Genomic DNA, 22,153 nt, shown 5'->3' with positions numbered 1-22,153 from the left:
GAGGAGAGGCCTCCGGCGCCCGTCGCGGAGATCCGCGATGTCCAGAAAAACCGCACCCGCTCGCGCCGGCCAGGACCGGGCGAGCCTCTATGACGAAATCACCGGCAAGATCATCGCCGAGCTGGAGGCCGGCCGCGTGCCCTGGGTCCAGCCCTGGGGAACGGCCGCGGCGAAGGCGCCGCTCGCCATGCCGAAGAACGCCGCCACCGGCCGGCAGTATTCCGGGATCAATGTTCTGATCCTCTGGGGCGCCGTGATCGAGCACGGTTTCCCCACCCAGAGCTGGCTTACCTTTCGCCAGGCGCTCTCACTCGACGGCAATGTGCGCAAGGGCGAGCACGGCACGACCGTCGTCTATGCCGACCGCTTCGTGCCGGATGACGAGAAGCGCCGCGCGCGAGAGACCGGCGAGGAAGCGGCCGCGATCCCGTTCCTGAAGCGGTTCACCGTCTTCAACGTCGCCCAATGCGAAAACCTGCCGGCTGAGGTTGCGGCCGTTGCGCCACCGCCGCCACCGGGCCTGATCGAACCCAGGGTGGAGGCGCTGATCCGCGCGACCGGCGTCGACTTCCGCATCGGCGGCGCCCGTGCCTTCTACGCGCCGGGCCCGGACTTCGTGATGGTCCCGCCGCCGCAGGCCTATTTCGAGCCGATCAACTGGCACCGCACGGCCCTGCACGAGCTGGGGCACGCCAGCGGCCATCCGTCCCGTCTCGGCCGCGATCTCGATGGCGCGTTCGGCAGCAAAAAGTATGCGTTCGAGGAACTGGTGGCCGAGATGAACGCCGCCTTCTGCTGCGCTTCGCTCGGCATCGCCCCGACCGTGCGCCACGCGGATTATATCGGCTCCTGGCTCGAGGTGCTGCGCGGGGACAACCGCGCCGTGGTGCGCGCCGCCTCACAGGCTAGCAAAGCTGCAGACTGGATACTGGACTTCCTGCCTGAAACTGCGAGCGCCGCTGCTCACGCTGCCACCCGCACAGCGCAGGAGGCCGCATGATCTGCGGGGTGCGAACGCCCTGAACTCCGGAAAAGCGGGAAGGCGGGCTTCCGGCTTTGCGTCTTTCCAGTTCGTCGGCTTTGCGGCGCGGTCCTCCGAGAGGAAGAGGGCTGCGCCGGTTTTCGCGGCGGGTTGGAGGTCGAGAGAGAGTCTCTTGGCCGCCCGCCGCGGAGACTATCCCCATGGCTACTGCCATTCAGAAGATCACCCTGTCGTCCTCGCGCGACATTCCCTTCAACAAGCTGGTGCTGAGTCAGTCCAATGTCCGGCGTGTGAAGGCCGGCGTCTCGATCGAGGAGCTGGCCGAGGACATCGCCCGGCGTACGCTGCTCCAGGGCCTGAACGTCCGGCCAATCCTCGACGCTGAGGGCGCCGAGACCGGCATGTTCGAGATCCCGGCGGGCGGCCGGCGCTATCGGGCGCTCGAGCTGCTGGTCAAGCAGAAGCGTCTGGCCAAGACCGCGCCGGTCCCATGCGTGGTCCGCGATCCCACGACCGACATCCTTGGCGAGGACGACTCGCTGGCCGAGAACATCCAGCGTGCGCCGCTGCACCCGCTCGACCAGTTCCGAGCCTTCCAGGCCCTGCGCGAGAAGGGGCGCTCCGAGGAGGACATCGCCGCGGCGTTCTTTGTCGGCGTGAACGTCGTGAAGCAGCGCCTGCGCCTGGCGTCGGTCGCGCCGGCCTTGCTCGACGTCTATGCCGAGGACGGCATGTCGCTCGAGCAGCTCATGGCCTTCACCGTCACGGCCGACCATGCCCGCCAGGAGCAGGTCTGGCAGGCGATCTCCGGCTCCTGGCAGAAGGAGCCCTATCAGATCCGCCGCATGCTGACGGAGAAGACGGTGCGCGCCTCCGACCGGCGGGCGGCGTTCGTCGGCCTCGACGCCTATGAGGCCGCCGGCGGCGTGGTGCTGCGCGACCTGTTCCAGTCCGACGATGGGGGCTGGCTCGAAGAGGTCGCGCTGCTCGACGGCTTGGTCGCCGAGAAACTGAAGGCCGAGGCGGAGACGGTCGCTGCCGAGGGGTGGAAGTGGATCGAGGCCGCCATCGATTTCCCCTACGGCCACACCCATGGCCTGCGCGAACTGGAGGGCGTCGCCGCCGACCTTTCCAGCGAGGAGCAGGCGACGATCGACGCGCTGAAGGCGGAATACGCCAAGCTGGAGGAGGAGTATGACGGCGCCGACGAGCTGCCCGACGAAGTGGACGAACGCCTCGGCGAGATCGAGGCGGCGCTCGCCGCCTTCGACGATCGGCCCGTCACCTATGATCCTGCCGACATCGCCCGCGCCGGCGTCTTCGTCAGCATCGATGCCGAAGGCGCGCTGTCGGTCGACCGTGGTTACGTCCGTCCGGACGATGAAGCACCCATGGGCGAGCCGGAGCAGGACGGCGACACCGATCCCGCAACGGCTCGGGCGACCGGCGCCGATCCCGATGCGCCTGTCGTTCAGCGCGCCGTCATCACCATCGGCGGCCAGGTCGCCGGACCGGAGGATGAGGACGACGAGGACCTGAAGCCGCTCCCGGACCGCCTCGTGACCGAGCTGACCGCAGAGCGGACGCTGGCGCTGCGCGACAAGCTTGCGAGCACGCCCGCCGTCGCGTTCCAGGCCGTGCTGCACAAGTTCTGCCTCGACGTCTTCTCCCGCTATTTCTCCTACGGGACGGCGATGGAAGTGTCGGTCCGCAGCGCCAGCTTCCCGGTGCAGGCACAGGGGCTGAAGGACACGCCCGCGGCGAAGGCCATCGACGCGCGTCACAAGGGCTGGGAAGAGCGGCTGCCCAAGGACAAGGCCGATCTCTGGGACTGGCTCACCACCCTCACTGGCGAGGAGCAGGCGGCGCTCTTCGCCCATTGCGCCTCCTTCGGCGTCAATGCGCTCTACGAGAAGGGCGACCGCTACGGCGCGGGCGTCTCGTCCCACACGGTCGAGCAGCGCATCGCCGAGGCCGATCGCCTCGCCCAGGCCGTCGATCTCGACATGGTGCAGGCCGGCTGGCGTCCGACCGTCGAGAATTATCTCGGCCGGGTGCCCAAGCGCCGCATCCTCGAGGCGGTGCAGGAAGGAGCCGGCGAACGGTCGGCGCAGCTCATCGACCATCTGAAGAAGGGCGACATGGCCAAGGAGGCCGAACGGCTCCTGGCCGATACCGGCTGGCTGCCGGAGCCGCTGCGGATCGCCACCGCGGACGACGCGCCCGTCGAAACCGCCGAAGCCGAAGACGACGTTGAGGCGCTGCCCGAATTCCTCGCCGACGACGAGGAAACGGACGCCGACGCGCCGCAGGTGATCGCGGCCGAATAGCCCGCGTGCGGGGCGGCTTCGGCCGTCCCGCGCCCTTCTCCATCCCATCCACCCAAGAGCCCGGCCCGCACGCCGGGCTCTTGGCATTTCAGGAGGGCCGGATGCCCACATTCACCATCGAAACGACCTACCGCCTGCCGATCTACCGGCAGCGGAGCTACGAGGCGGAAACCCTCGCCGCCGCCTGTGCGCTCGCCATTGCGGACGAGGGCTGGGACGACGAGAAATCCGACGTCGAGACTTCCGGCGACACCTATGTCACCGGCATCTGGGATGGGCGCGACGCCGCCTATCGCGGCAGGGCGCTCAGCATCCCGTCGCAGTTCGGCGAACAGGTCCAGCGCAGGGCCGACCATTTCGAGGTGCTGCTCGGCCTGCTCAAGGTCTTCGCGCGCGCGCCGGACGCGGAACCGGCCGACGGTCCGTTCTGGCGTCAGCGCTTGGACGCGGCGATCGCCAAAGGCGAGGCAATTCTTGCGGACGACCCTGATCCCCAAGCGGCGGGAGACGCGTCATGACCGAGTATGTCGTGAAGATCGGCTTCTGGCTGCGCGCCTACGACAGCGTCACGGTCGAGGCGGATGCCGACGCCGAAGCGATCGAGAAAGCCAAGATCGCTGCGACGACGGCCATGACGTTGACCGCACACCCCGAATGTGTCGAGTTTGACGAGCGACGCGAGGGCGTCATCGCCTTTATCGACCGGGTCAACCCGGACGGCCGCGAACCTGTGGTCGAGGATATCGCGTTCGACGACGATCGCATCCATCCGGACGGCGCGCCATCTCGCGCCGATAAGGAGACACAGCCCCGCCGCGTCGTCTTCGCCTATCGCGTGCCCGTCCATGTCGAGGTCGAGGACGGATTGGTTTCCCGCGTCACCGTCATCGACGAAACGCCGGTCGCCGATCCGGCTGTCGTGGAAGGCGACGCCAGCTACCTGGCGGAAGCGATCGCCGCTGCGGACGACGGCCAGGCCTGGCCCTCCTGGGCCTTCGGCTATTGATGATCGCCATAGCTCGGCACCCCGCCACCCGGTGGGGCGCCTTTTCTTATGCAGGCCACGGCCGCGACGCTGAGAGGGAGAGGGCTGCCGGAACGGGTTTGAGCCGGTGCGGTCCGAGAGAGAGCGCCGGCCGGCTCGCCCGTTCCCGCTCTCCCGAGGCTCCCTTCATGAACGACCTTTCTCCGATCGCGGCCGACCAGGCCGCGCCGCAGTCCCCTGTCCATCGTCCCGATGCCCCCGGCGCGATCATCGCCGCCGCCCAGCAGTTCCTCCCACATCTCGAGCGCGGCCAGCGGGTCGACGCAGCGATCCTGCGCGCCGCCATGGAGGCGGCTTTCGGCGCCTCCGACGCCTCGGGCGCCTGGGACTGGAAGACGGCCTATGACGCCTGCGAGGCGGCGAGCGTCCTCTTCCTGCGCAAATACGGAAAGGCGCTGTTCCGCAAAGCCGACTCTCCGGCTTCCCGGCTTTCCGCCTTGAACAAGATCGCCGGCCTTCTTCCCACCCACACCCGCCGCTCCGCCGAGAGCGAAGCCTTCCAGCAATTCTCCACGCCGACCCCTCTCGGCTTCGCGGCCCTGACCGCAGCCGCCATCGGACCTGCGGACCGCGTGCTGGAGCCTTCGGCTGGAACCGGCCTGCTCGCTATCCTGGCCGAGATCGCTGGCGGCGCGCTCGTGCTGAACGAGCTGGCCGAGACCCGGTCGGCGCTGCTCACCTCCCTCTTTCCGGCCGTCTCCGTCACGCGCTTCGACGCCGCCCAGATCGACGACCACCTCGATCCGGCCGCGGTGCCGAGCGTCGTCCTGATGAACCCGCCCTTCTCGGCGATGGCCAACGTCGCGGGCCGCATGGCTGACACCGCCTATCGCCACATCGCCTCGGCCCTGGCCCGCCTCGCCGATGGTGGGCGGCTGGTGGCGATCACCGGCGCCAACTTCGGACCCGACACCCCGGCCTGGCGCGACGCCTTCGTCCATCTGCAGGAACGCGGCCGCATCGTCTTCACCGTCGCGATCGACGGCGCGGTCTATGCCAAGCATGGCACGACCATCGACACGCGGCTGATCGTCATCGACAAGGCGCCCGCCGAGAACCCGGCCATCCTGCCGGAATCGCCGGGCATCGCGCCGGACGTGGCCACGCTGCTGAGCTGGATCGCCGAGCACGTTCCGGCGCGTCTGGCGCTCGCGCCGAGCCTCGCCATCCCGGTGTCGGCGGCCGCCGCATCGCGGACGGTCCGCGGCTATCTCGCGCGCGCTGCTGCGGCGGGGCCGGTGAAGCCGTCCGTCGCCGATCCGGAGGCGGTCGATCTTTCCTATGAGACGATCGACTGGACGCCGCCCGAGGGCGCACGCCTCAGCGATGCGATCTATGAGGAATACCGGCTCCAATCGATCCGGATTCTGGGCGCTCGGGCGCATCCGACCAAGCTGGTGCAGTCCGCCGCCATGGCCTCGGTCGCGCCGCCGAAGCCGAGCTATCGGCCGCGCCTGCCGATCAATCTCGTCAGCAACGCGCTCCTGTCCGACGCCCAGCTCGAGACCGTGGTCTATGCCGGCGAGGCGCATGGCGACTATCTCGCCGGCGCCTGGACCGTGGACGAGACCTTCGATCTCGTCACCGCCGCGCGGGACGACGCGCCGAACGCCGTCCGCTTTCGCCGGGGCTTCATGCTTGGCGACGGCACCGGCGCCGGCAAGGGCCGCCAGTCGGCCGGCATCATCCTGGACAACTGGCTGAAGGGCCGGCGCAAGGCGGTCTGGATCTCGAAGTCCGACAAGCTGCTAGAGGACGCCCAGCGCGACTGGTCGGCCCTTGGCATGGAGCGCCTGCTCATCACGCCGCTCTCGCGCTTCCCCCAGGGCAAACCGATCCGGCTGTCCGAAGGCGTCCTATTTTTAACCTACGCTACGCTGCGGTCCGACGACCGCGGCGAGAAGCTTTCGCGCGTCCGCCAGATCGTTGAATGGTTGGGCTCCGATTTCGACGGAGTGATCATTTTCGACGAGAGCCACGCCATGCAGAACGCCGGTGGCGGCAAAGGAGAGCGGGGCGATGTTGCGGCCTCGCAGCAGGGCCGTGCGGGCTTGCGCCTGCAGCACGCCCTGCCGGACGCGCGCGTCGTCTATGTCTCGGCGACCGGCGCCACCACGGTCCACAACCTCGCCTATGCCCAGCGGCTCGGCCTGTGGGGCGGCGAGGATTTCCCCTTCGCCACACGCGCCGAGTTCGTCGAGGCGATCGAGGATGGCGGTGTCGCCGCCATGGAGGTGCTAGCCCGGGATCTCCGGTCGCTCGGGCTCTACACCGCCCGATCGCTCTCCTATGACGGCGTCGAATACGAGCTGATCGAGCACCCGCTCACCGACGAGCAGCGGCGCATCTACGACGCCTATGCCGGCGCCTTCGCGATCATCCACAATCACCTCGATGCGGCGATGCAGGCAGCCAACATCACCGGCGAAAGCGGCACGCTGAACGCCCAGGCGAAGTCGGCCGCACGCTCGGCTTTCGAGAGCGCCAAGCAGCGCTTCTTCGGCCATCTGCTGACCTCGATGAAGACGCCGACCCTGATCCGCAGGATCGATCAAGACCTCGCCGACGGCCATGCCGCCGTCATCCAGATCGTCTCGACCGGCGAGGCCTTGATGGAGCGCCGGCTCGCCGAGATTCCGACCGAGGAATGGAACGACATCCGCGTCGACATCACGCCGCGCGAGTATGTTCTCGACTACCTCGCTCATTCCTTCCCGGTGCAACTCTACGAGCCGTTCACCGACAGCGAGGGCAATCTCTCGTCCCGGCCCGTCTTTCGGGACGGCCAGCTCGTCGAGAGCCGCGAAGCCGTCGCCCGCCGCAATGAGCTGATCGAGCGGCTAGCTTCGCTGCCGCCCGTTCCCGGCGCGCTCGACCAGATCGTCCAGCGCTTCGGCACGGACCTCGTCGCCGAAGTGACCGGACGCTCGCGCCGCGTGGTGCGCAAGGGTGACCGCCTCGTCGTGGAGAACCGCGCGGCCTCCGCCAACCTCGCCGAGACCGCCGCCTTCATGGACGACCTGAAGCGCGTCCTGGTCTTTTCGGAGGCGGGCGGGACGGGCCGCAGTTACCACGCCGAACTCTCGGCGCGGAACCGCCGGCTGCGCGTCCACTATCTACTCGAACCCGGCTGGAAAGCCGACGCCGCGATCCAGGGCCTCGGGCGGACCAATCGCACCAACCAGGCGCAGCCGCCGCTGTTCCGGCCGATCGCCACCGATGTGAAGGCCGAGAAGCGCTTCCTCTCGACCATCGCCCGCCGCCTCGACACGCTTGGCGCCATCACCCGCGGCCAGCGCCAGACCGGCGGCCAGGGACTCTTCAGGCCCGAGGACAATCTGGAATCGCACTACGCCCGCGACGCGCTGCGCCAGCTCTACATGCTGCTCGTGCGTGGCAAGATCGAAGGCTGCTCGCTCCAGATGTTCGAGGACGCCACAGGCCTGAAGCTCATGGACGCGAGTGGCATCAAGGACGAGTTGCCGCCGATCACGACCTTCCTCAACCGCCTCCTGGCGCTCACCATCGAGCTGCAGGGCGTGCTGTTCACTGCGTTCGAGCAGTTGCTGAACGCCAAGATCGAAGGCGCCATCGCCAGCGGCGTCTATGACGTCGGCCTGGAGACACTGCGGGCCGAAAGCTTCATCGTCACCGATCGCCGGGCAATCTACACCCATCCCGCGACGGGCGCGGAGACCCGGTTGCTCACCATCACCGAGCGCCGGCGCAATCGCCCGGTGACGCTCGATGAGGCGTTGGATCATCTCGCCGATCCCCGCGCTATGCTGCTGGTGAACGAGCGCTCGGGCCGCGCCGCAGTACAGATTCCTGCGCCGAGCTTGATGCTCGACGACGGCGAGATCGAACGCCGTGTACGGCTGATCCGGCCAATGGAGCACCATCACGCTTCGCTGAAAATGATGGACGAGAGCCACTGGCAGGCGGCGGAGCGGAAAGCCTTTGCCGCCGTATGGGCTCGCGAAGTCGCGGAGGTCCCTGAATTCGCCGACAACACGATCCATATCGTCGCCGGCTTGCTGCTGCCGATCTGGAAGCGCCTGCCGAACGAGTCGACACGGGTCTATCGGCTTCAGACCGACGCGGGCGAGCGCGTCATCGGCCGCAGGGTCTCTCCGGCCTGGGCAGCGAACGCATCGTTGAGCGGCGCTACCACCCTGACACCGGACGCGGCCTTTGCAGCGCTGATGGAAGGCAGGACAGTCCTCGACCTCGCCGAGGGTCTGCAACTCCATCGGGTGCGCGTCATGGGCGCTCACCGCATCGAGCTGTCGGGCTTCACCGACACCATGCGCGGCCGCCTGCGCGCCTACGGCCTCTTCAGCGAGATCATCTCCTGGAAGCTGCGCATGTTTGTGCCGACCGACGCCACCGGCGCCGGAGTGCTGGCCAAAGTCCTCGACCACTATCCGGTCGAGCGCATCGGCGAGCGGGAAGCCGCGTGATGGGCCGCCATGACGCGTCCGAATTGTCCCAACGTCTCGCGCGCGATGCCGAGGCGGTGTGCCGCCACTACCTTTCGGCCGGACGGCGGGAGGGCCGCTATTGGCTGGTCGGCGACGTGCGCAATACTCCGGGCCGCTCGATGTTCGTCCGGCTCAAGGAGTCGGTGAAAGGGCCGGCCGGCAAATGGACCGATGCCGCCACCGGCGAGCATGGCGACCTGCTCGACGTCATTCAGGAAAGCTGCGGCCTGGTCGACTTCAAGGATGTCGCCGATGAGGCGCGTTCGTTCCTCAGCCTGCCGCATCCCGAACCGGAGCCGGATCATCCCCGATCACGCGCGCCAAGCGCCCCGACCGGATCGCCCGAGGCGGCACGACGACTGTTCGCCATGTCACAGCCGATTTCTCGTACTCTCGTAGAAACGTATCTCCGCAATCGCGGCATTACGGCTTTGCACGGAACCGGAAGCCTGCGCTTCCACCCGCGCTGTTACTACCGGCCCGACGACCATAGCCCGACCGAGACCTGGCCGGCGATGATCGCCTCCGTCACCGATCTCGCGGGACATCTCACCGGCGCGCACCGCACCTGGCTCGACCCCGGCGGCTTCACCGAGGCGATGCTCGGCAAGGCACCGATCGATACGCCGAGACGGGCGATGGGCGACCTTCTCGGCCATGCCGTTCGATTTGGCGTGGCGGGCGAGGTCATGGCGGCTGGCGAGGGCATCGAGACGATGCTGTCGCTCAGATGCGTCTTGCCGACCATGCCGATGGTCGCAGCCCTCTCGGCGGCGCATCTCTCCGCCATCCTGTTCCCGGACACGCTGCGGCGACTCTACATCGCCCGCGACGATGATTCGGCCGGCGACGGCGCAATGGCGACATTGATCGACCGGACGCAGGAGGCCGGGATCGAGGCGATCGTGATCTCGCCACGACTCGGCGACTTCAACGAGGATCTCCGCCTGCTTGGGATCGACGCGCTTCGAGCGGCCAGTCGGGTGCAGATCGCCGCGCAGGACGTCGCCCGCTTCATGGAGTTGGCGGCATAGCCGGAACGGGACGAGAGGCAGTTCGCCAGCGTCGTCACCGTAGGGCGGCGGTCATGCTTTCCTCAGCGCCGGAGAGGACCGCACCCACGGCCTTCTGAGAGGGCGATCGGGCAGCAAGCGGCCCGCACCGGCAACCTTGTGGGCCGACTATTTTCCGTCGGCGGCGGAGCCGCCTTTACATCGCGAGACAAAATAGTCGGCCCCCTTCGGTCCTCCGCCGAGGCTTCGGCCCTCCGCTGCGCTGCGGGTGCAAGTCCGTTCCGCCCGCCGCCTTCGTCGCCATGAAGGCCGCGATGGGCGCGGCCGATCCGACAAGGAAAGCCGCGATGACCACCGACCACGACGACGATTTCGAGCCGCACCACACCTCATCCCCGACCGACCAGGTCCTCCACGAACTCCAGCTCTATGGCTACCGTCCCTTCGACGACGAACCCGACCCCAGGCCGCTTCCCGAAGCGAACATCCTTGCAGGCAGCATCTCCGACATCTTCGACGCTCTCGTGGTGGCGCTGGCCGACACTCGCCTCGAACCCGACCTCGAGGACCTGCTCTGGTCGACGGTGAACGTCTTCCATCGCGCCATTGACCGGATCGAACGCGAACTCGATGACAACGAGCTGGCGCAGCAACGCGCGCAACGGGAACAGGATGGCAGCGAGGTCAAGTCCGTCGAGCTGGAACGCCTGACGGCGGAAGGTCAGACGCTGATCGAACGCCGCAACGCCTTCGAGCTGATGCGCGACCAGGCCGCCGACCAATTCGAGCATCACACCCATTCAACCTGGCGGCCGCGCAACGGGTCGAAGGTCAATCACCGCAACCTGACCTCCGCGATGATCGACAGCCGCGACTTCCTAGCGGCGAAGAAGCGCGCGGCGAACCAGGTGCTCCTCCCCCCGGGTCCGAAGGTCGCACTCACCGGCGGCCTCGACTTCAACGATCACCGGCTGGTCTGGGCGAAGCTCGATCAGGTCCACGCCAAGCACCCGGACATGGTGCTGCTGCACGGCGGATCGCCCAAGGGCGCCGAGCTGATTGCCGCCAAATGGGCCGACAATCGTAAGGTCACGCAGATCGCCTTCAAACCCGACTGGACGAAGCACGCCAAGGCCGCGCCGTTCAAGCGCAACGATGCAATGGTGGAGACCCTGCCGATCGGCGTCCTGCACTTCCCGGGCACCGGCATCCAGGACAACCTCGCCGACAAGGCGAAGAAGCTCGGCATCCCGGTCTGGAAGTTCGGCGGCGCGTGAGCGCCGCCTTTCCTCAATACGTATTGACGTCGAACCGCAAAGGCGGATCACCGGCTTTCCGCAAGACCGCCTTTCAGTCCGGTTCACCCGTCACCGCGATCCGGGCCGCGCGAGCATAGTGCGCCAACTCCGTATCATTCTCGATCAGGCCGTCGAGCAGCACCTTCATATCGCTCTGATCGGACGCCGATTGAAACGGCCCCGGCTGCCGCTCGATCGCCAGTACCGCAATGGCGAGTGCCTTCTTCACCAGATGCAGGTCGCGTCCCGTGAATTCCGCCATGCCGCATGCCTCAACCATCATGTCGACTCGTAAGCACACCTTAGCCGATCGGCCAGCGCACCGTGAGGACAACGAGGTTCCATGCATTGTCCGCGACGGCCTTTGAGTGGCGGCTCCTGCCGGCGGGCGCCACCCCGCGTCTATCAGCGCTGATCCTTGGTCCGCCCGAGAGGCCTGACGCCATCAACCCACAAGGGGTCGGCTTACGCTGAAGCGTGCCGCCGCTCTGTCTCCGCCTTCGCGATGATTGCGGCCCTCGGCCGAACACATCGGGCGCCTGTCGCGCGGGGATGGTCCCCGCCTCAGCACAGGAGCCGGATCAATGTCTCAAGCCCTCGCATTCGCTAACGGCTGGAACCTCGCCATCACTCTCATGGTCTGCGTCGTCGTCTTTCATGCTGACGCTGGCAACTTCGGCGTCATGCTGGCCGCCGAATATGACGGCGATCCCGCCGCCGTCATCCACGAATTCGACCCCTTCCAGCGATGAAGGGGCGCATCCCCACGCAAGCTGGACCGCACAGGGCCAGCGGGATTTCCGCTCCCGCTGGCGCCTGTTTGCGGCTATACTCACGGTCGCGCCGTGGTGGTGGTGGAAGGCGCGACCGTCAGACCTTTATCTCACGGAGTACACCGCCATGATCATCTTCGGACCACTCCTCGTCATCGTCGGCATCGGCTTTATCTGCTGGCTGCTGTTCACCCTCGCTGTCTTTGCGCTGCCGTTTTTCGCCGGTCTGACGATCGGCATCTTGGCCTTTCACACGGGGGCCGGCGTGCTCGGCGGCATTGCCGTGGGTCTTGTAGCCGGCGGCGTCACCTTTGGCCTTGGCCAGCTTGCGCTCGCCGTTGTGCCATGGGCGTGGGCTCGGCTCCTGATCATCCTTCTCTATGTCGCGCCCGCCACCGTCGCTGGCTACAGCGCCACGCATGGAATCGCCCAGATGGCGATGCCTTCACCCACCTGGCAGACGATCTTCGCCGTCATCGGCGCGATCGCCGTCAGCGTCACGGCGTTCGTCCGCTTCACCGGAATGGCCGCGCCCGGACCAGCCGGACAGGGCTTGGCGCGGGGCTGACACCGTCACGTCGATGGGCGGGCTGGATCAGGCATTCCGTATGCTCGCCACCCTCGTCGCCGAACACGGAGTGAGCGCGGCTTGGCTTCGAAGCGCACCCTGTCATCGCGGGGTGCCGGGAGTCGTGGCGGTCGTTGAGACGACATGGCGGAGGTGGCGAGGTCTCACGAATAGCGCCAACGAAGTGCATGGCAGGGCGTGCCGCCGAAGCTTGGCTTCAGAAACAGGAGATCCATCGGTTGCCTGGACGGGGACACACCACCGTTGAATTCACTGGCCGGACTTGCGGTGACTCGAGAATCGCCACGTTCCCCTTGATGTCAGCTCTGTCAGACCGAGCGCACCGAACGGCCTCTTCGATGGATTGATCTGGCCGAAGGCCGGCTGAAGCCTCGACCGCCTATGGCGCAACAGCGGCGTCAAAACTTTCTTCCCCTGCCGGCTGCGCCGTCATTCCTCGCGAGACAAGAAAGCCCCTCCTTTGCTGTCGAGCCCCTTCGGGGTGCGCCGTCGATCGCCTCCGGCCCTTCGATCACCATCGAGGCCGCAATGGTGCGGGCTCGGAAACAGAGATCAAGGAGAACTACAATGGCGACCATCGGCACCTTCAAGAAGACCGGCTCGAACGAATTCACCGGCGAAATCGTCACCCTCTCGGTCCAGGCCAAGAACGTCCGGATCGTCCCCGAAACCAACCGCTCCGGCGACAACAGCCCCAGCCACCGCGTCTATGTCGGCCGGGTCGAAATCGGCGCCGCCTGGGCCAAGCGCTCCAACGAGGGCCGCGACTATCTGGGTCTCAAGCTCGACGATCCGAGCTTCACCGCCCCGATCTTCGCCAACCTGTTCGACGACGAAGAGGGCGAGGGCTACAGCCTGATCTGGTCCCGCCCCAACGGTCGCCGGAGCGACTGACCCCGCCTCCAATGCCCCGTCCGGCTGGTCCGGGCGGGGCATCGCCTTCAACCTCCCAAACGCTGATCTCGAACCTTGAACAGGCTGAATACCTAGTTTACTAGGTGGCAGTATATTAGGTGGCACGGCGATCTCACCGCATGAGCTTGCGGGAGATCGTCGCCACGAATCTGCGAAGACTGAGACATGCCAAAAGCATGTCGCAGGAGGAGCTTGCCGACCGTGCGGGCATCAATCGCAACTATGTTGGGATGCTTGAGCGCGAACAGCATTCCGCAACCGTCGACATGCTGGAAAAGCTCGCCGAGGTCCTTGAGGCGGACCCCGTCGAATTCTTCCGCCGCGAGGCGTGAACGGCCGCTATTTGCAGGTTTAGGGCTCTACTGGCGTCTTTTTCCGAGCCTTCGAGACTGCTGCCCGCACCAGTTCGGGCGCTTCCACCTCAAGCGCGTCCGCGATCCGGCCGAGCACCGTGACGCTGGCCGAGACGTCGGCGCGTTCGATCCCTCCGACGTACCGAGCGCTCAACCCGGCCCTCTCGGCCAATTCCTCCTGCGTCATCTTTTTCGCATGACGCAACCGACGCAGATTGACCGCCATGACCTCCTTGAGATCCATGGCGATGATGGAGCCGATATAGGAACTATCGTTCCAGGAACGATCGTTCCGATTCGTACATGCCTTTGCTATTCATCGACGCTGCGGAGGCCTCGGTTTGTCATTTCCGCGAGCAACGTGATGCGCCCCAAGCATCGCGGCGTAAGTATTCGCGGCGCAAATCTTGCAAAAATTCGCGGTAAATGAATGGCTAACACATTGCTTTGATCTCTAGGGGGTAGATCGCAATGACTCAGGTGCCTTTTCAGGACCGGCCGCCGCACACCGAACGCGTGAACGCCTATGACGAGCAGCATCTCGCGATCTATCTTCGATTGCTGATGGCCGAGGAAGAGGGCGCTGACTGGCGCGAAGTCGTCCAGGTGATCTTCGGCCTCAATCCGGCCCAGGAGCCCGCCCGTGCCAAAACGGTTCATGAAAGCCATCTGGCGCGGGCCCGCTGGATGACGGAGGCGGGCTATCGGCACTTGCTTGAACCCAGGATGCAGTGAACCGACACCCCACACTCCCACGGCTCGCAGCCACACGCGATGCAACCTTAAGGACTACTTTTGCCGACGAGTTTTCCGGATCGTGGAAGCCCCCTGGAGGGACAAAACGAGAGGAAACGCCATGCCTACAGAGTATTGGCGCTCGTCGGAGACGATTGACCGCCTGAACCGTCTCGAGCGCCCCGGCTTCGCCGTCGAGTTTCTACGCCGCAACGCCCATTACCGCCGCGATTTCGCGCGCACACAGCGCCAGATCGCGCGCGCCTCCGTCGATGCCGAAACCGCCCGCGTCGGTCTCGCTCGGCGATGGGGGTTGCGTTTTCGCCCATGACCCAAGTCTTCCCGTTGGGACCGCCCCGGTCACCTGGCTGCCCGAACTATCGCCCGGTACGCTGATCCTCGAAACAGCGCCGGGCGGGTTCGACCAACTCACGTCGCTCGATCCCGCGCGATTGGGATCAGTCGTTGCTGATGACACAGACGACGAGGGCCGTGAGCTTGTTGTCGTCGACGGCTCCGGTGAACTCCACGTTCGTCTGCCCAGCGATCAGACCGGCACACGTTCTGCCATTCTGCTGCCGCCCGACATCTCTTTTGAACTCCGGCTTGATGTCGCACTGCGCTTCGTGCGCCGTCTTCGTGGCCAGCGCGTCAAACTTCTTCCCTCCGCCCTTCGCTTGACGCCTCAGCAGAAGCGCCGGCTCGTCCAGCTTCTGCACGCATTCGACGTCCACGAACTTGGGGGCGGCCCACGCGAGGTCGCCGAAATAATCCTCCGCTCCGAACACGCACGATTTCCATCGGTCGAGTGGAAGGATTCACACGCCCGACGCACCGCCAACCGTCTCATCCACGACTCGATTGCGCTGGTCGAGCGCGGCTACCTCAAACTTCTGCGCGGCGGCTGACGCGCTCACCGATCCCTCCAGAACGCACCCTAGTCCTACGCCCACCCGCGCTACGCTCGCCGCGCGCTGCGCTCCCGTGCGCAGCGGCGCGACCGAGGGGGGACACACCCCCTCGAAAATCTTTGTCCACCCCCAACGCCTGAACTCTCCGCCACCGTGACCCCGACATGCCGCGACTTGGCCGCGGCGCTTCGAGGCAAGACGGAGGCTTCCCATGCTCGACAGGTCCGCGCAGCTCGCTACGCGCTACGTCCGCACTCACGAGGCCGCGCGCATGCTCGGCATCTCGCCGCGCACGCTGGAAAAATACCGCTGCCATGGCAGCGGCCCAACCTTCCGCAAGCTCGGCGGACGCGTCGTCTATGCGGTCGACGATCTCGAAGCCTGGGCCGACAAAGCCGCGTGCAATTCGACGTCGGACCCTCGCTATGTCGAGGCCCGCGCCGCGGGCCACGCGCATCGCTGACGCGGCGCTCCTCGATGTCGTCGCGCCGCCTCATCACTGCCAGCGAGCGAAGCAAGCTCGAACCGTTCGTCGTCGCCACCGGCGACGCCAGCCCACGCGATCAGCGCGACCTGATGGAACGGCCGTTCTTCTCCCTCGCCAAGACCAGACGCACGACGCCGATCCTCTACGAAGCCGCCGACGTTCGCGTCGAGGTCTACGCCGTGCCCGAGCACGGCATGGCGACCATCTGGGACGCCGACGTGCTGATCTGGGCGGCGAGCCAGATCGTCGAGGCCGAGAACCTCGGGTTCAAGACCTCGCGGTTCCTCCGGTTCACACCCTATCAGCTGCTGACCTCCATTGGCCGCCAGACGGGGGCTCGCGACTACAAACTGCTGAAGGGCGCGCTCGCCCGCCTGCAGTCGACCGTCATCCGCACCACTATCCGCAGCGGCGAGCATTGGCGGCGTCACCAGTTCTCGTGGATCAACGAATGGGAGGAATGCACGACGCGTGAGGGCCGCGTCGAGGGCATGGAGTTCGTCCTCCCCGATTGGTTCTACCGCGGCGTCATCGACCGCTCGCTCGTTCTCGCTATCGATCCCGCCTACTTCCGGCTGACCGGCGGCATCGAGCGCTGGCTGTATCGCGTCGCTCGCAAGCACGCCGGCCGCCAGCCGAAGGGTTGGCTATTCGAGATCCCCCATCTCCACGAGAAGTCCGGCAGCCTGGTGCGCGTCTCCGATTTCGCGCTCCAGATCCGGCGCATCGCCGCGCGCCAGCCGCTGCCCGGCTATCGCCTGCGCATCGAGTGGCAGGGCCACCGCGAGCTGCTGCGCATCCTGCCGGCCCACTTATCCACAGTCCCTGTGGATGGCGCTGTGGAAACGCTCGGGACTTCGCACGCAAACGGTATCGGGACTCCGCACGCAGCCCTATCGGGACTTCGCACGCACGAACCGCAGCTAACACTTTGGCCGGAAACCGCGATTCCGGGCCTTAACTTAGAGTCTAACTCAGAATCTAACTCTTGTAGTGGGCCCGCGCGATCTGCGGATAGGCGCGCCACCACCGCTGCGCGGACCTCCGAACCACCAGCACGACAGCCGTCGCTGCCCTTCAGCCGCAAGCCGGGAGGGAAGCGATGATCGTCGCTCTGCTCAACCAGAAGGGCGGCGTCGGCAAGACCACGCTTGCGCTTCATCTCGCCGGCGAGCTGGCGCTGCACGGCAAGCGCGTCACCCTGATCGATGCGGACCCGCAGGGCTCGGCGCTCGATTGGTCGCAGCAGCGGGCGCGGGAGAACGTCTCACGGCTCTTCGGAGTCGTTGGACTCGCGCGCGACACGCTCCACCGCGAGGCGCCGGAGATCGCGCGCACAGCCGATCATGTCGTCATCGATGGGCCACCGCGTGTCGCGGGGCTGATGCGCTCGGCGCTGCTCGCTGCCGATCTCGTGCTGATCCCCGTGCAGCCGTCGCCGTTCGACGGCTGGGCATCGGCCGAGATGCTGGGCCTGCTTCGCGAGGCGCGCATCTATCGTCCGCAACTCGCTGCGCGCTTCGTGTTGAACCGCTGCGCCGCGCGCACGGTGATCGCCCGCGAAACGGCCGAAACGCTCGCCGATCACGATCCGCCGGTGCTCTCCAGCACCATCGGCCAGCGCGTTATCTTCGCCGACGCCGCACAGTCCGGCCGCCTCGTGTTCGAGCTGGCCGAGCAGAGCGCTGCGGCCCGCGAGATCGCAGCACTCGCCGCTGAAGTCGCGAGGATCGCGCCATGAGCGAGCGCGCCACCCGACGCGGCTTCGCCGCCCGGCCCGGCGACGCCGAGAGCTGGATCAAGACACCGGAAGCGCCAAGCCGGCGCGGCGACGAGCCCTCCGCCTTCATCGCCCGGTTGACGATCGACGTCACGCCAGCGCTGCGCGGCCGCATCAAGGTCGCCGCTTTCCGGCGCGGGATCACCGTCGCCGACATGCTGCGCGACCTCTTCGCGCGCGAATTCCCTGCCGATCCCGGAGAGAGCTCATGAACGACAACGAGCCGTCGCCGCCGCGCGTCGTGCCGCCATCGCATCGGCGCACCGTCGCACTCACCCATGTCGAGCTGACCTGGATCGAGAAGAAGATCGAGCACTGGCTGCGCTTCGGCCGCCGCGCAGAGGAAAAGATCCTCGATCGCCGCCGCAGCATCTCCAGCTTCAAGCCCGGCAGCATCTTCGCGTTCGTACGCTGGGCGTCGAACGACTACGGCACCGTCGTCTCGCGCATGGACATCGTGCGCGCCGTCGAGCCCGGCGCACGCTTCCAGACGCTGCCTTTCGTGCGCCCCGGTGGCGAAATCCTGCTCCGGGTCGATAACTGGCCGAAGGTCGAGCGCGTGCTGCAGGCGATCGACGCCGTTGAGGCGCTCGACGTCGATCCGGCAGACGCCGCGCCAGAATATTGGCGGCATCTCCACAACCGTCTCGCCGCCGGCCATGAGCAGCGTGCCTACACGCGCGACCAGCATCAGGCTTGGCTCAAGCGTCGGAGCGTCACGCTATGACTCGCTTCGGCTACGTCATGACGACGTATTTCGCCATGCTCGTCTTCATCGGCTTGGCTTTCGTCCATCCGGCGCCACGCCTGATCTGGAACGCCACGGCGAGCACGCCGACCGGGCTTTACGCGCTCCGGCCGGCCGGACCGCTTCACGCGCTCGAGCTGGTCGCCGTGCGCGCGCCCGAGCCGATCGCCAGCTACCTGGCCGATGGCGGCTTCCTGCCCAAAGGCGTGCCGCTGCTCAAGCATGTGATGGCGTTGCCTGGGCAGACGGTGTGCCGCGCGGGCGACGCCATCACCGTCGATCGCGTCGCCGCCGGCGCGGCGCTCGAGCGCGATCACCTCGGCCGCCCGCTGCCGCGCTGGAGCGGCTGCCACACGCTCGGCCCCGGCGAAGTCTTCCTCATGAACCCGACCGTCCCGGACAGCCTGGACGGACGCTATTTCGGCCCGCTCCCCACCACCGCGATTGTCGCCCGCGCGGTCCCCTTGTGGACCGACGAGGCCGGTGACGGCCGCTTCGTGTGGCGCGCCGCCATCGATTGACCCGCTTCTCAACCCGCCAACAACGGAGGTTTCCCATGGTGCAGATTGGTCAGTTCACCCGCGACAAGTCCGGCTTCACCGGGCGCATCCAGACGCTGTTCTTCTACCGTGACCTCTCCCTCGTTCCGGCCGAATCCTCCGATGCCGAGAATGCGCCCGACTATCGGGTCCACATGGGCGACGGCGATGGCCCGGAGATCGGCGCGGGCTGGAAGCGCACCGGCGAGAAGGCCGGCGAGTATGTCTCGCTCGTCATCGATGACCCCGCACTCGTACAGCCGATCCGCGCCAACCTCTTCCAATCGGGCGACGACAAGTCCGCCTGGGTGCTGAACTGGAACCGCCCGCCGAAGCGCGGCGAGCGGGGCTGATCGCATGCGGCGCGCGCTTCTTCTGCTCGCCAGCATGACGGCGCTCGGCATGTCCGCCGTCGCCGTCCGTGCGCAGGCGGCGCCGATGGCGGTGCGGTCGGCGAGTGATTCCTACGCCGACTTGATCGCCGAAGCCGCTCAACGCTTCGCCATTCCGGCGGCGTGGATACGGGCGATCATGCGCATCGAGAGCCGCGGCGATCGGCGCGTCGTCTCAGCCAAGGGCGCGATGGGCTTGATGCAGCTCATGCCCGAGACCTGGGCCACGCTTCGCGCACGCTATGGCCTTGGCCGGGATCCGTTCGACCCGCACGACAACATCCTGGCGGGCGCGGCCTTCCTGCGCGAGATGCACGACCGCTACGGTTCGCCGGGCTTCCTCGCGGCGTACAATGCCGGGCCTGGGCGATACGAGGATTACCGCGATCGGCACCGTCCGCTCCCGCCGGAAACGGTCGCTTATGTCGCGGCGCTCGTCCCTTTTGTCGGGGACGGCGCGATCGATGGGCCTGTCCTCGTGGCGGCCTCCGGTCCGCCGTCTTGGACACAGGCGCCGCTCTTCATCGTGCGATCGGCAAGCGCTGAACCGATCGATCCAGCAACGTCCAAAGCGCCGCCAAGCAACAGTCCGGCTGCGTTGGCGGTGCGCGATGTGTCAGCAATCGCGCCGCAATCCGACGGCCTGTTCGTCCACGTTTCGCAAGCGGGGCCGAAACCGTGATTGCACTGCTCCCCCACCGTCATGCCGCTACGTCGCCTCGGTCAGCTCGCCCTTTCCCCATCGGCTTGGCGGCTTCCGACGTCCCTGGGGGCTGCATCACTGCTCTCGGGTGCGATTTCGTAGGAAGGCGCGGCATAGCGTACTTCCGGGAAGAAGGAAGGGCAGGCAAGGGAGGAGCGCAGAAACCAACCGACCGAGGGCGAGATAAAAGGCCGCAATGTGCGGCTCGGTCGGTCGGTTGTTTTTGTTGGGATTTTTCGGCGATCCGGCAATGTGCGGACCCAGGGCGCAATGTGCGCGGGCGCCTCAACGCTTTGCCGGACCTCGCTTTTCCACACATTGCCGAGGCTGGCGATGGCTGAAGAGAATGACTTCCAGCCCCGGCCAGGCCGCATCCGCTCTTCGCGGAGCCAACGGGCCAAGCCCTTCATCGCCCAGGCGCTCGCCGCCGCCCAACGCGCCGGCGGCGGCGTGTCGCGACAGGGCATGCTCAGAAGTGGGAAGCGCTCGACGTTCGGCCGCGGCCGGGTCGCCGGCGTGCAGGCGAACCGTCTGCTCACCGGCCGCTCGCGTCTGGTGACGATCAAGACCCGCGTCGTCCGTCATGCGGCGAGATCAGCGCCGCTCTCGGCCCACCTCGGCTATCTCCGGCGCGAGGGCGTCACCCGGGACGGGGAAAAGGCGAGGCTGTTCGGACCGGAGACGGCGGATGCCGATCCCAAGGCCTTCGCGGAGCGCTCTCAGGATGATCGCCACCATTTCCGATTCATCGTCTCACCCGAAGATGCCGCCGAGCTGTCCGACCTCAAGGGCTTCGCCCGCGAGTTGGTCGGCCAGATGGAGAAGGATCTGGGGACCAAGCTGGATTGGGTCGCTGTCGATCACTGGAACACGCAGCATCCGCACGTCCACGTCATCGTGCGCGGCGTCGCCGACGACGGCCAGGACCTCGTCATCTCGCGCGACTACGTCAAGGAAGGCATGCGCGCCCGCGCCCAGGACCTGGTGACGCAGGAGCTGGGGCTGCGCAGCGATTTCGATATCCGCCGCGCGCTCGAGCGCCAGATCGACGCCGAGCGCTGGACCCAGCTCGACCGGCAGCTCGTCCGCGACGCCGATCGGCACGGCGTCATCGACCTCGCGCCGGATGCGGGACGCCAGCCTGATCCGTTCGAAGCGCTCAAGGTCGGACGATTGCGGCGCCTGGAGGGTCTTGGTCTCGCGCACCAGCTCGGGCCGGGCCAATGGACGATGGACGCCGCCGCCGAGACGACCTTGCGCGAGCTCGGCGAGCGCGGCGACATTATCAAGCGCATCCACCGCAGCCTGACCGAGCGCGGCATCGAGCGGGCCGCGGCGACCTATGTGCTCGCTGGCGAGAGCCTGGATGTCCCGATCATCGGCCGCCTGGTCGATCGCGGTCTCGACGATGAGCTGAAGGGTACGGCCTACGCTGTCGTCGATGGCGTCGACGGGCGGACCCACCACATCAAGCTTCCCGATCTCGACGCCTCCGGCGACAGCGCGCCGGGCTCGATCGTCGAGCTGCGCAAGTTCGACGACGCGCAGGGCCGGCGTCGCGTCGCCATTGCTGTGCGTTCCGACCTCGCCATCGAAGACCAGGTGGCGGCGAGTGGCGCAACCTGGCTCGATCGCCAAGCCGTCGCGCGCGATCCGGTGGCGCTCGGCCAAGCCGGCTTCGGTGCCGAGGTCCGCGAGGCGATGGATCGCCGGGCGGACCAGCTCATTGAGCAGGGCCTTGCCGACCGACAGGCGCGGGGGATCGTGTTCGCCTCCGGCCTGATCGGAACGCTTCGACGGCGGGAGGTGGAGGCGTTGGGCGAGCGGCTCGCCGCCGAAACGGGCCAGCCGTTCAATGGCGCGGCGACCGGCGAGTATGTCGCCGGCACCTACCGACAGCGCTTCGCGCTCGCCTCCGGCCGCTTCGCCATGATCGATGACGGTCTTGGCTTTCAGCTCGTGCCCTGGACGCCCTCCCTCGAAAAGCAGCTCGGCCGCCACGTCTCCGGCGTCACCCGCGCGGATGGCGGGATCGACTGGGGCTTCGGCCGCAACCAGGGGCTCGGGCTGTGAACG

The 22,153-nt window shown here is 67.0% G+C and carries 25 protein-coding genes; 23 read left to right on the top strand and 2 right to left on the bottom strand.

Going from position 1 to position 22,153, the window contains the following annotated elements; translation table 11 throughout:
- Positions 1-37 precede the first annotated feature (37 nt).
- The 7 genes from DEF76_RS01680 (at position 38) to DEF76_RS01650 (ending at position 11,131) form a co-directional block, all read left to right on the top strand.
- Positions 38-1,000 carry an ArdC family protein gene (locus tag DEF76_RS01680; protein ID WP_114910844.1) on the top strand — a complete coding sequence of 321 codons (963 nt, stop codon included), beginning with the start codon at positions 38-40 and terminating at the stop codon, positions 998-1,000.
- Between the two features lie 182 nt (positions 1,001-1,182).
- Positions 1,183-3,312 (top strand): ParB/RepB/Spo0J family partition protein, encoded by a 2,130-nt coding sequence (locus tag DEF76_RS01675; protein ID WP_114910843.1) that lies wholly within the window; start codon positions 1,183-1,185, stop codon positions 3,310-3,312.
- A gap of 101 nt (positions 3,313-3,413) precedes the next feature.
- Positions 3,414-3,830, top strand: a complete 417-nt coding sequence (locus DEF76_RS01670; RefSeq protein ID WP_114910842.1) for a hypothetical protein — start codon at positions 3,414-3,416, stop codon at positions 3,828-3,830.
- Complete coding sequence (locus DEF76_RS19800; protein ID WP_114910841.1) at positions 3,827-4,318, top strand: hypothetical protein; 492 nt, start codon at positions 3,827-3,829, stop codon at positions 4,316-4,318. The genes DEF76_RS01670 and DEF76_RS19800 overlap by 4 nt, the downstream gene beginning before the upstream one ends.
- 167 nt (positions 4,319-4,485) lie before the next feature.
- Positions 4,486-8,820, top strand: a complete 4,335-nt coding sequence (locus DEF76_RS01660) for a strawberry notch family protein (RefSeq protein ID WP_114910840.1) — start codon at positions 4,486-4,488, stop codon at positions 8,818-8,820.
- Positions 8,820-9,875, top strand: a complete 1,056-nt coding sequence (locus DEF76_RS01655; RefSeq protein ID WP_114910839.1) for a DUF7146 domain-containing protein — start codon at positions 8,820-8,822, stop codon at positions 9,873-9,875. Before DEF76_RS01660 ends, DEF76_RS01655 begins: the two co-directional genes overlap by 1 nt.
- Before the next feature lie 326 nt (positions 9,876-10,201).
- A complete protein-coding gene (locus tag DEF76_RS01650) occupies positions 10,202-11,131 on the top strand; it encodes a DUF2493 domain-containing protein (RefSeq protein ID WP_114913591.1) in 930 nt (309 codons plus the stop codon).
- Positions 11,132-11,204: 73 nt separating this feature from the next.
- On the opposite strand, the gene DEF76_RS01645 is transcribed toward DEF76_RS01650, so the two are convergent.
- Positions 11,205-11,414, bottom strand: a complete 210-nt coding sequence (locus DEF76_RS01645) for a hypothetical protein (RefSeq protein WP_114910838.1) — start codon at positions 11,412-11,414, stop codon at positions 11,205-11,207.
- A gap of 322 nt (positions 11,415-11,736) precedes the next feature.
- Between DEF76_RS01645 and DEF76_RS19600 the strand changes: the two genes are divergently transcribed.
- The 4 genes from DEF76_RS19600 (at position 11,737) to DEF76_RS01625 (ending at position 13,761) form a co-directional block, all read left to right on the top strand.
- Complete coding sequence (locus DEF76_RS19600) at positions 11,737-11,904, top strand: hypothetical protein (RefSeq protein WP_169800938.1); 168 nt, start codon at positions 11,737-11,739, stop codon at positions 11,902-11,904.
- Positions 11,852-12,493, top strand: coding sequence for a hypothetical protein (locus DEF76_RS01640; RefSeq protein WP_456303848.1), 642 nt, complete (start codon positions 11,852-11,854; stop codon positions 12,491-12,493). The genes DEF76_RS19600 and DEF76_RS01640 overlap by 53 nt, the downstream gene beginning before the upstream one ends.
- A 588-nt stretch (positions 12,494-13,081) precedes the next feature.
- Positions 13,082-13,408, top strand: coding sequence for a DUF736 domain-containing protein (locus DEF76_RS01630; protein WP_114910836.1), 327 nt, complete (start codon positions 13,082-13,084; stop codon positions 13,406-13,408).
- Between the two features lie 140 nt (positions 13,409-13,548).
- On the top strand, positions 13,549-13,761 hold the full coding sequence (locus DEF76_RS01625) for a helix-turn-helix domain-containing protein (protein WP_114910835.1): 213 nt from the start codon (positions 13,549-13,551) through the stop codon (positions 13,759-13,761).
- A gap of 19 nt (positions 13,762-13,780) precedes the next feature.
- Here the strand turns inward: DEF76_RS01625 and DEF76_RS01620 are convergent, their stop codons facing one another.
- A complete protein-coding gene (locus DEF76_RS01620) occupies positions 13,781-14,008 on the bottom strand; it encodes a helix-turn-helix domain-containing protein (protein WP_240319075.1) in 228 nt (75 codons plus the stop codon).
- Positions 14,009-14,253: 245 nt separating this feature from the next.
- On the opposite strand from DEF76_RS01620, the gene DEF76_RS01615 reads away from it, so the two are divergent.
- From DEF76_RS01615 to DEF76_RS01560, 12 genes are all read left to right on the top strand, one after another.
- Positions 14,254-14,517 carry a DNA -binding domain-containing protein gene (locus DEF76_RS01615; RefSeq protein ID WP_114910833.1) on the top strand — a complete coding sequence of 88 codons (264 nt, stop codon included), beginning with the start codon at positions 14,254-14,256 and terminating at the stop codon, positions 14,515-14,517.
- A 121-nt stretch (positions 14,518-14,638) separates the two neighbouring features.
- Positions 14,639-14,848, top strand: coding sequence for a transcriptional regulator domain-containing protein (locus tag DEF76_RS01610; protein WP_114910832.1), 210 nt, complete (start codon positions 14,639-14,641; stop codon positions 14,846-14,848).
- Positions 14,790-15,425, top strand: coding sequence for a DUF2285 domain-containing protein (locus DEF76_RS01605; protein ID WP_114910831.1), 636 nt, complete (start codon positions 14,790-14,792; stop codon positions 15,423-15,425). Before DEF76_RS01610 ends, DEF76_RS01605 begins: the two co-directional genes overlap by 59 nt.
- A 214-nt stretch (positions 15,426-15,639) precedes the next feature.
- Positions 15,640-15,891: a helix-turn-helix transcriptional regulator gene (locus DEF76_RS01600; protein WP_114910830.1), complete on the top strand. Its 252-nt coding sequence runs from the start codon at positions 15,640-15,642 to the stop codon at positions 15,889-15,891.
- Between the two features lie 14 nt (positions 15,892-15,905).
- Entirely contained in the window at positions 15,906-17,021 is a 1,116-nt protein-coding gene (locus DEF76_RS01595; protein ID WP_114910829.1) for a replication initiator protein A, read from the top strand.
- Positions 17,018-17,656 (top strand): ParA family partition ATPase, encoded by a 639-nt coding sequence (parA, locus tag DEF76_RS01590; RefSeq protein WP_114910828.1) that lies wholly within the window; start codon positions 17,018-17,020, stop codon positions 17,654-17,656. The genes DEF76_RS01595 and parA overlap by 4 nt, the downstream gene beginning before the upstream one ends.
- Positions 17,653-17,907, top strand: coding sequence for a hypothetical protein (locus DEF76_RS01585; RefSeq protein WP_114910827.1), 255 nt, complete (start codon positions 17,653-17,655; stop codon positions 17,905-17,907). Before parA ends, DEF76_RS01585 begins: the two co-directional genes overlap by 4 nt.
- Positions 17,904-18,422 carry a DUF2840 domain-containing protein gene (locus tag DEF76_RS01580; RefSeq protein WP_114910826.1) on the top strand — a complete coding sequence of 173 codons (519 nt, stop codon included), beginning with the start codon at positions 17,904-17,906 and terminating at the stop codon, positions 18,420-18,422. The genes DEF76_RS01585 and DEF76_RS01580 overlap by 4 nt, the downstream gene beginning before the upstream one ends.
- Entirely contained in the window at positions 18,419-18,964 is a 546-nt protein-coding gene (locus DEF76_RS01575; RefSeq protein ID WP_114910825.1) for a S26 family signal peptidase, read from the top strand. The genes DEF76_RS01580 and DEF76_RS01575 overlap by 4 nt, the downstream gene beginning before the upstream one ends.
- Positions 18,965-18,999: 35 nt before the next feature.
- Positions 19,000-19,335 (top strand): DUF736 domain-containing protein, encoded by a 336-nt coding sequence (locus DEF76_RS01570; RefSeq protein WP_114910824.1) that lies wholly within the window; start codon positions 19,000-19,002, stop codon positions 19,333-19,335.
- Between the two features lie 4 nt (positions 19,336-19,339).
- On the top strand, positions 19,340-20,056 hold the full coding sequence (locus DEF76_RS01565) for a transglycosylase SLT domain-containing protein (protein WP_114910823.1): 717 nt from the start codon (positions 19,340-19,342) through the stop codon (positions 20,054-20,056).
- Positions 20,057-20,410: 354 nt separating this feature from the next.
- Positions 20,411-22,150 (top strand): relaxase/mobilization nuclease domain-containing protein, encoded by a 1,740-nt coding sequence (locus DEF76_RS01560; RefSeq protein ID WP_162800436.1) that lies wholly within the window; start codon positions 20,411-20,413, stop codon positions 22,148-22,150.
- Positions 22,151-22,153 lie beyond the last annotated feature (3 nt).

Source organism: Acidibrevibacterium fodinaquatile, from assembly GCF_003352165.1.
GTDB classification, from domain to species: domain Bacteria; phylum Pseudomonadota; class Alphaproteobacteria; order Acetobacterales; family Acetobacteraceae; genus Acidibrevibacterium; species Acidibrevibacterium fodinaquatile.
Note: the sequence above shows the minus strand (reverse complement) of the source record. Positions and strands in the feature narration are given on the sequence as shown.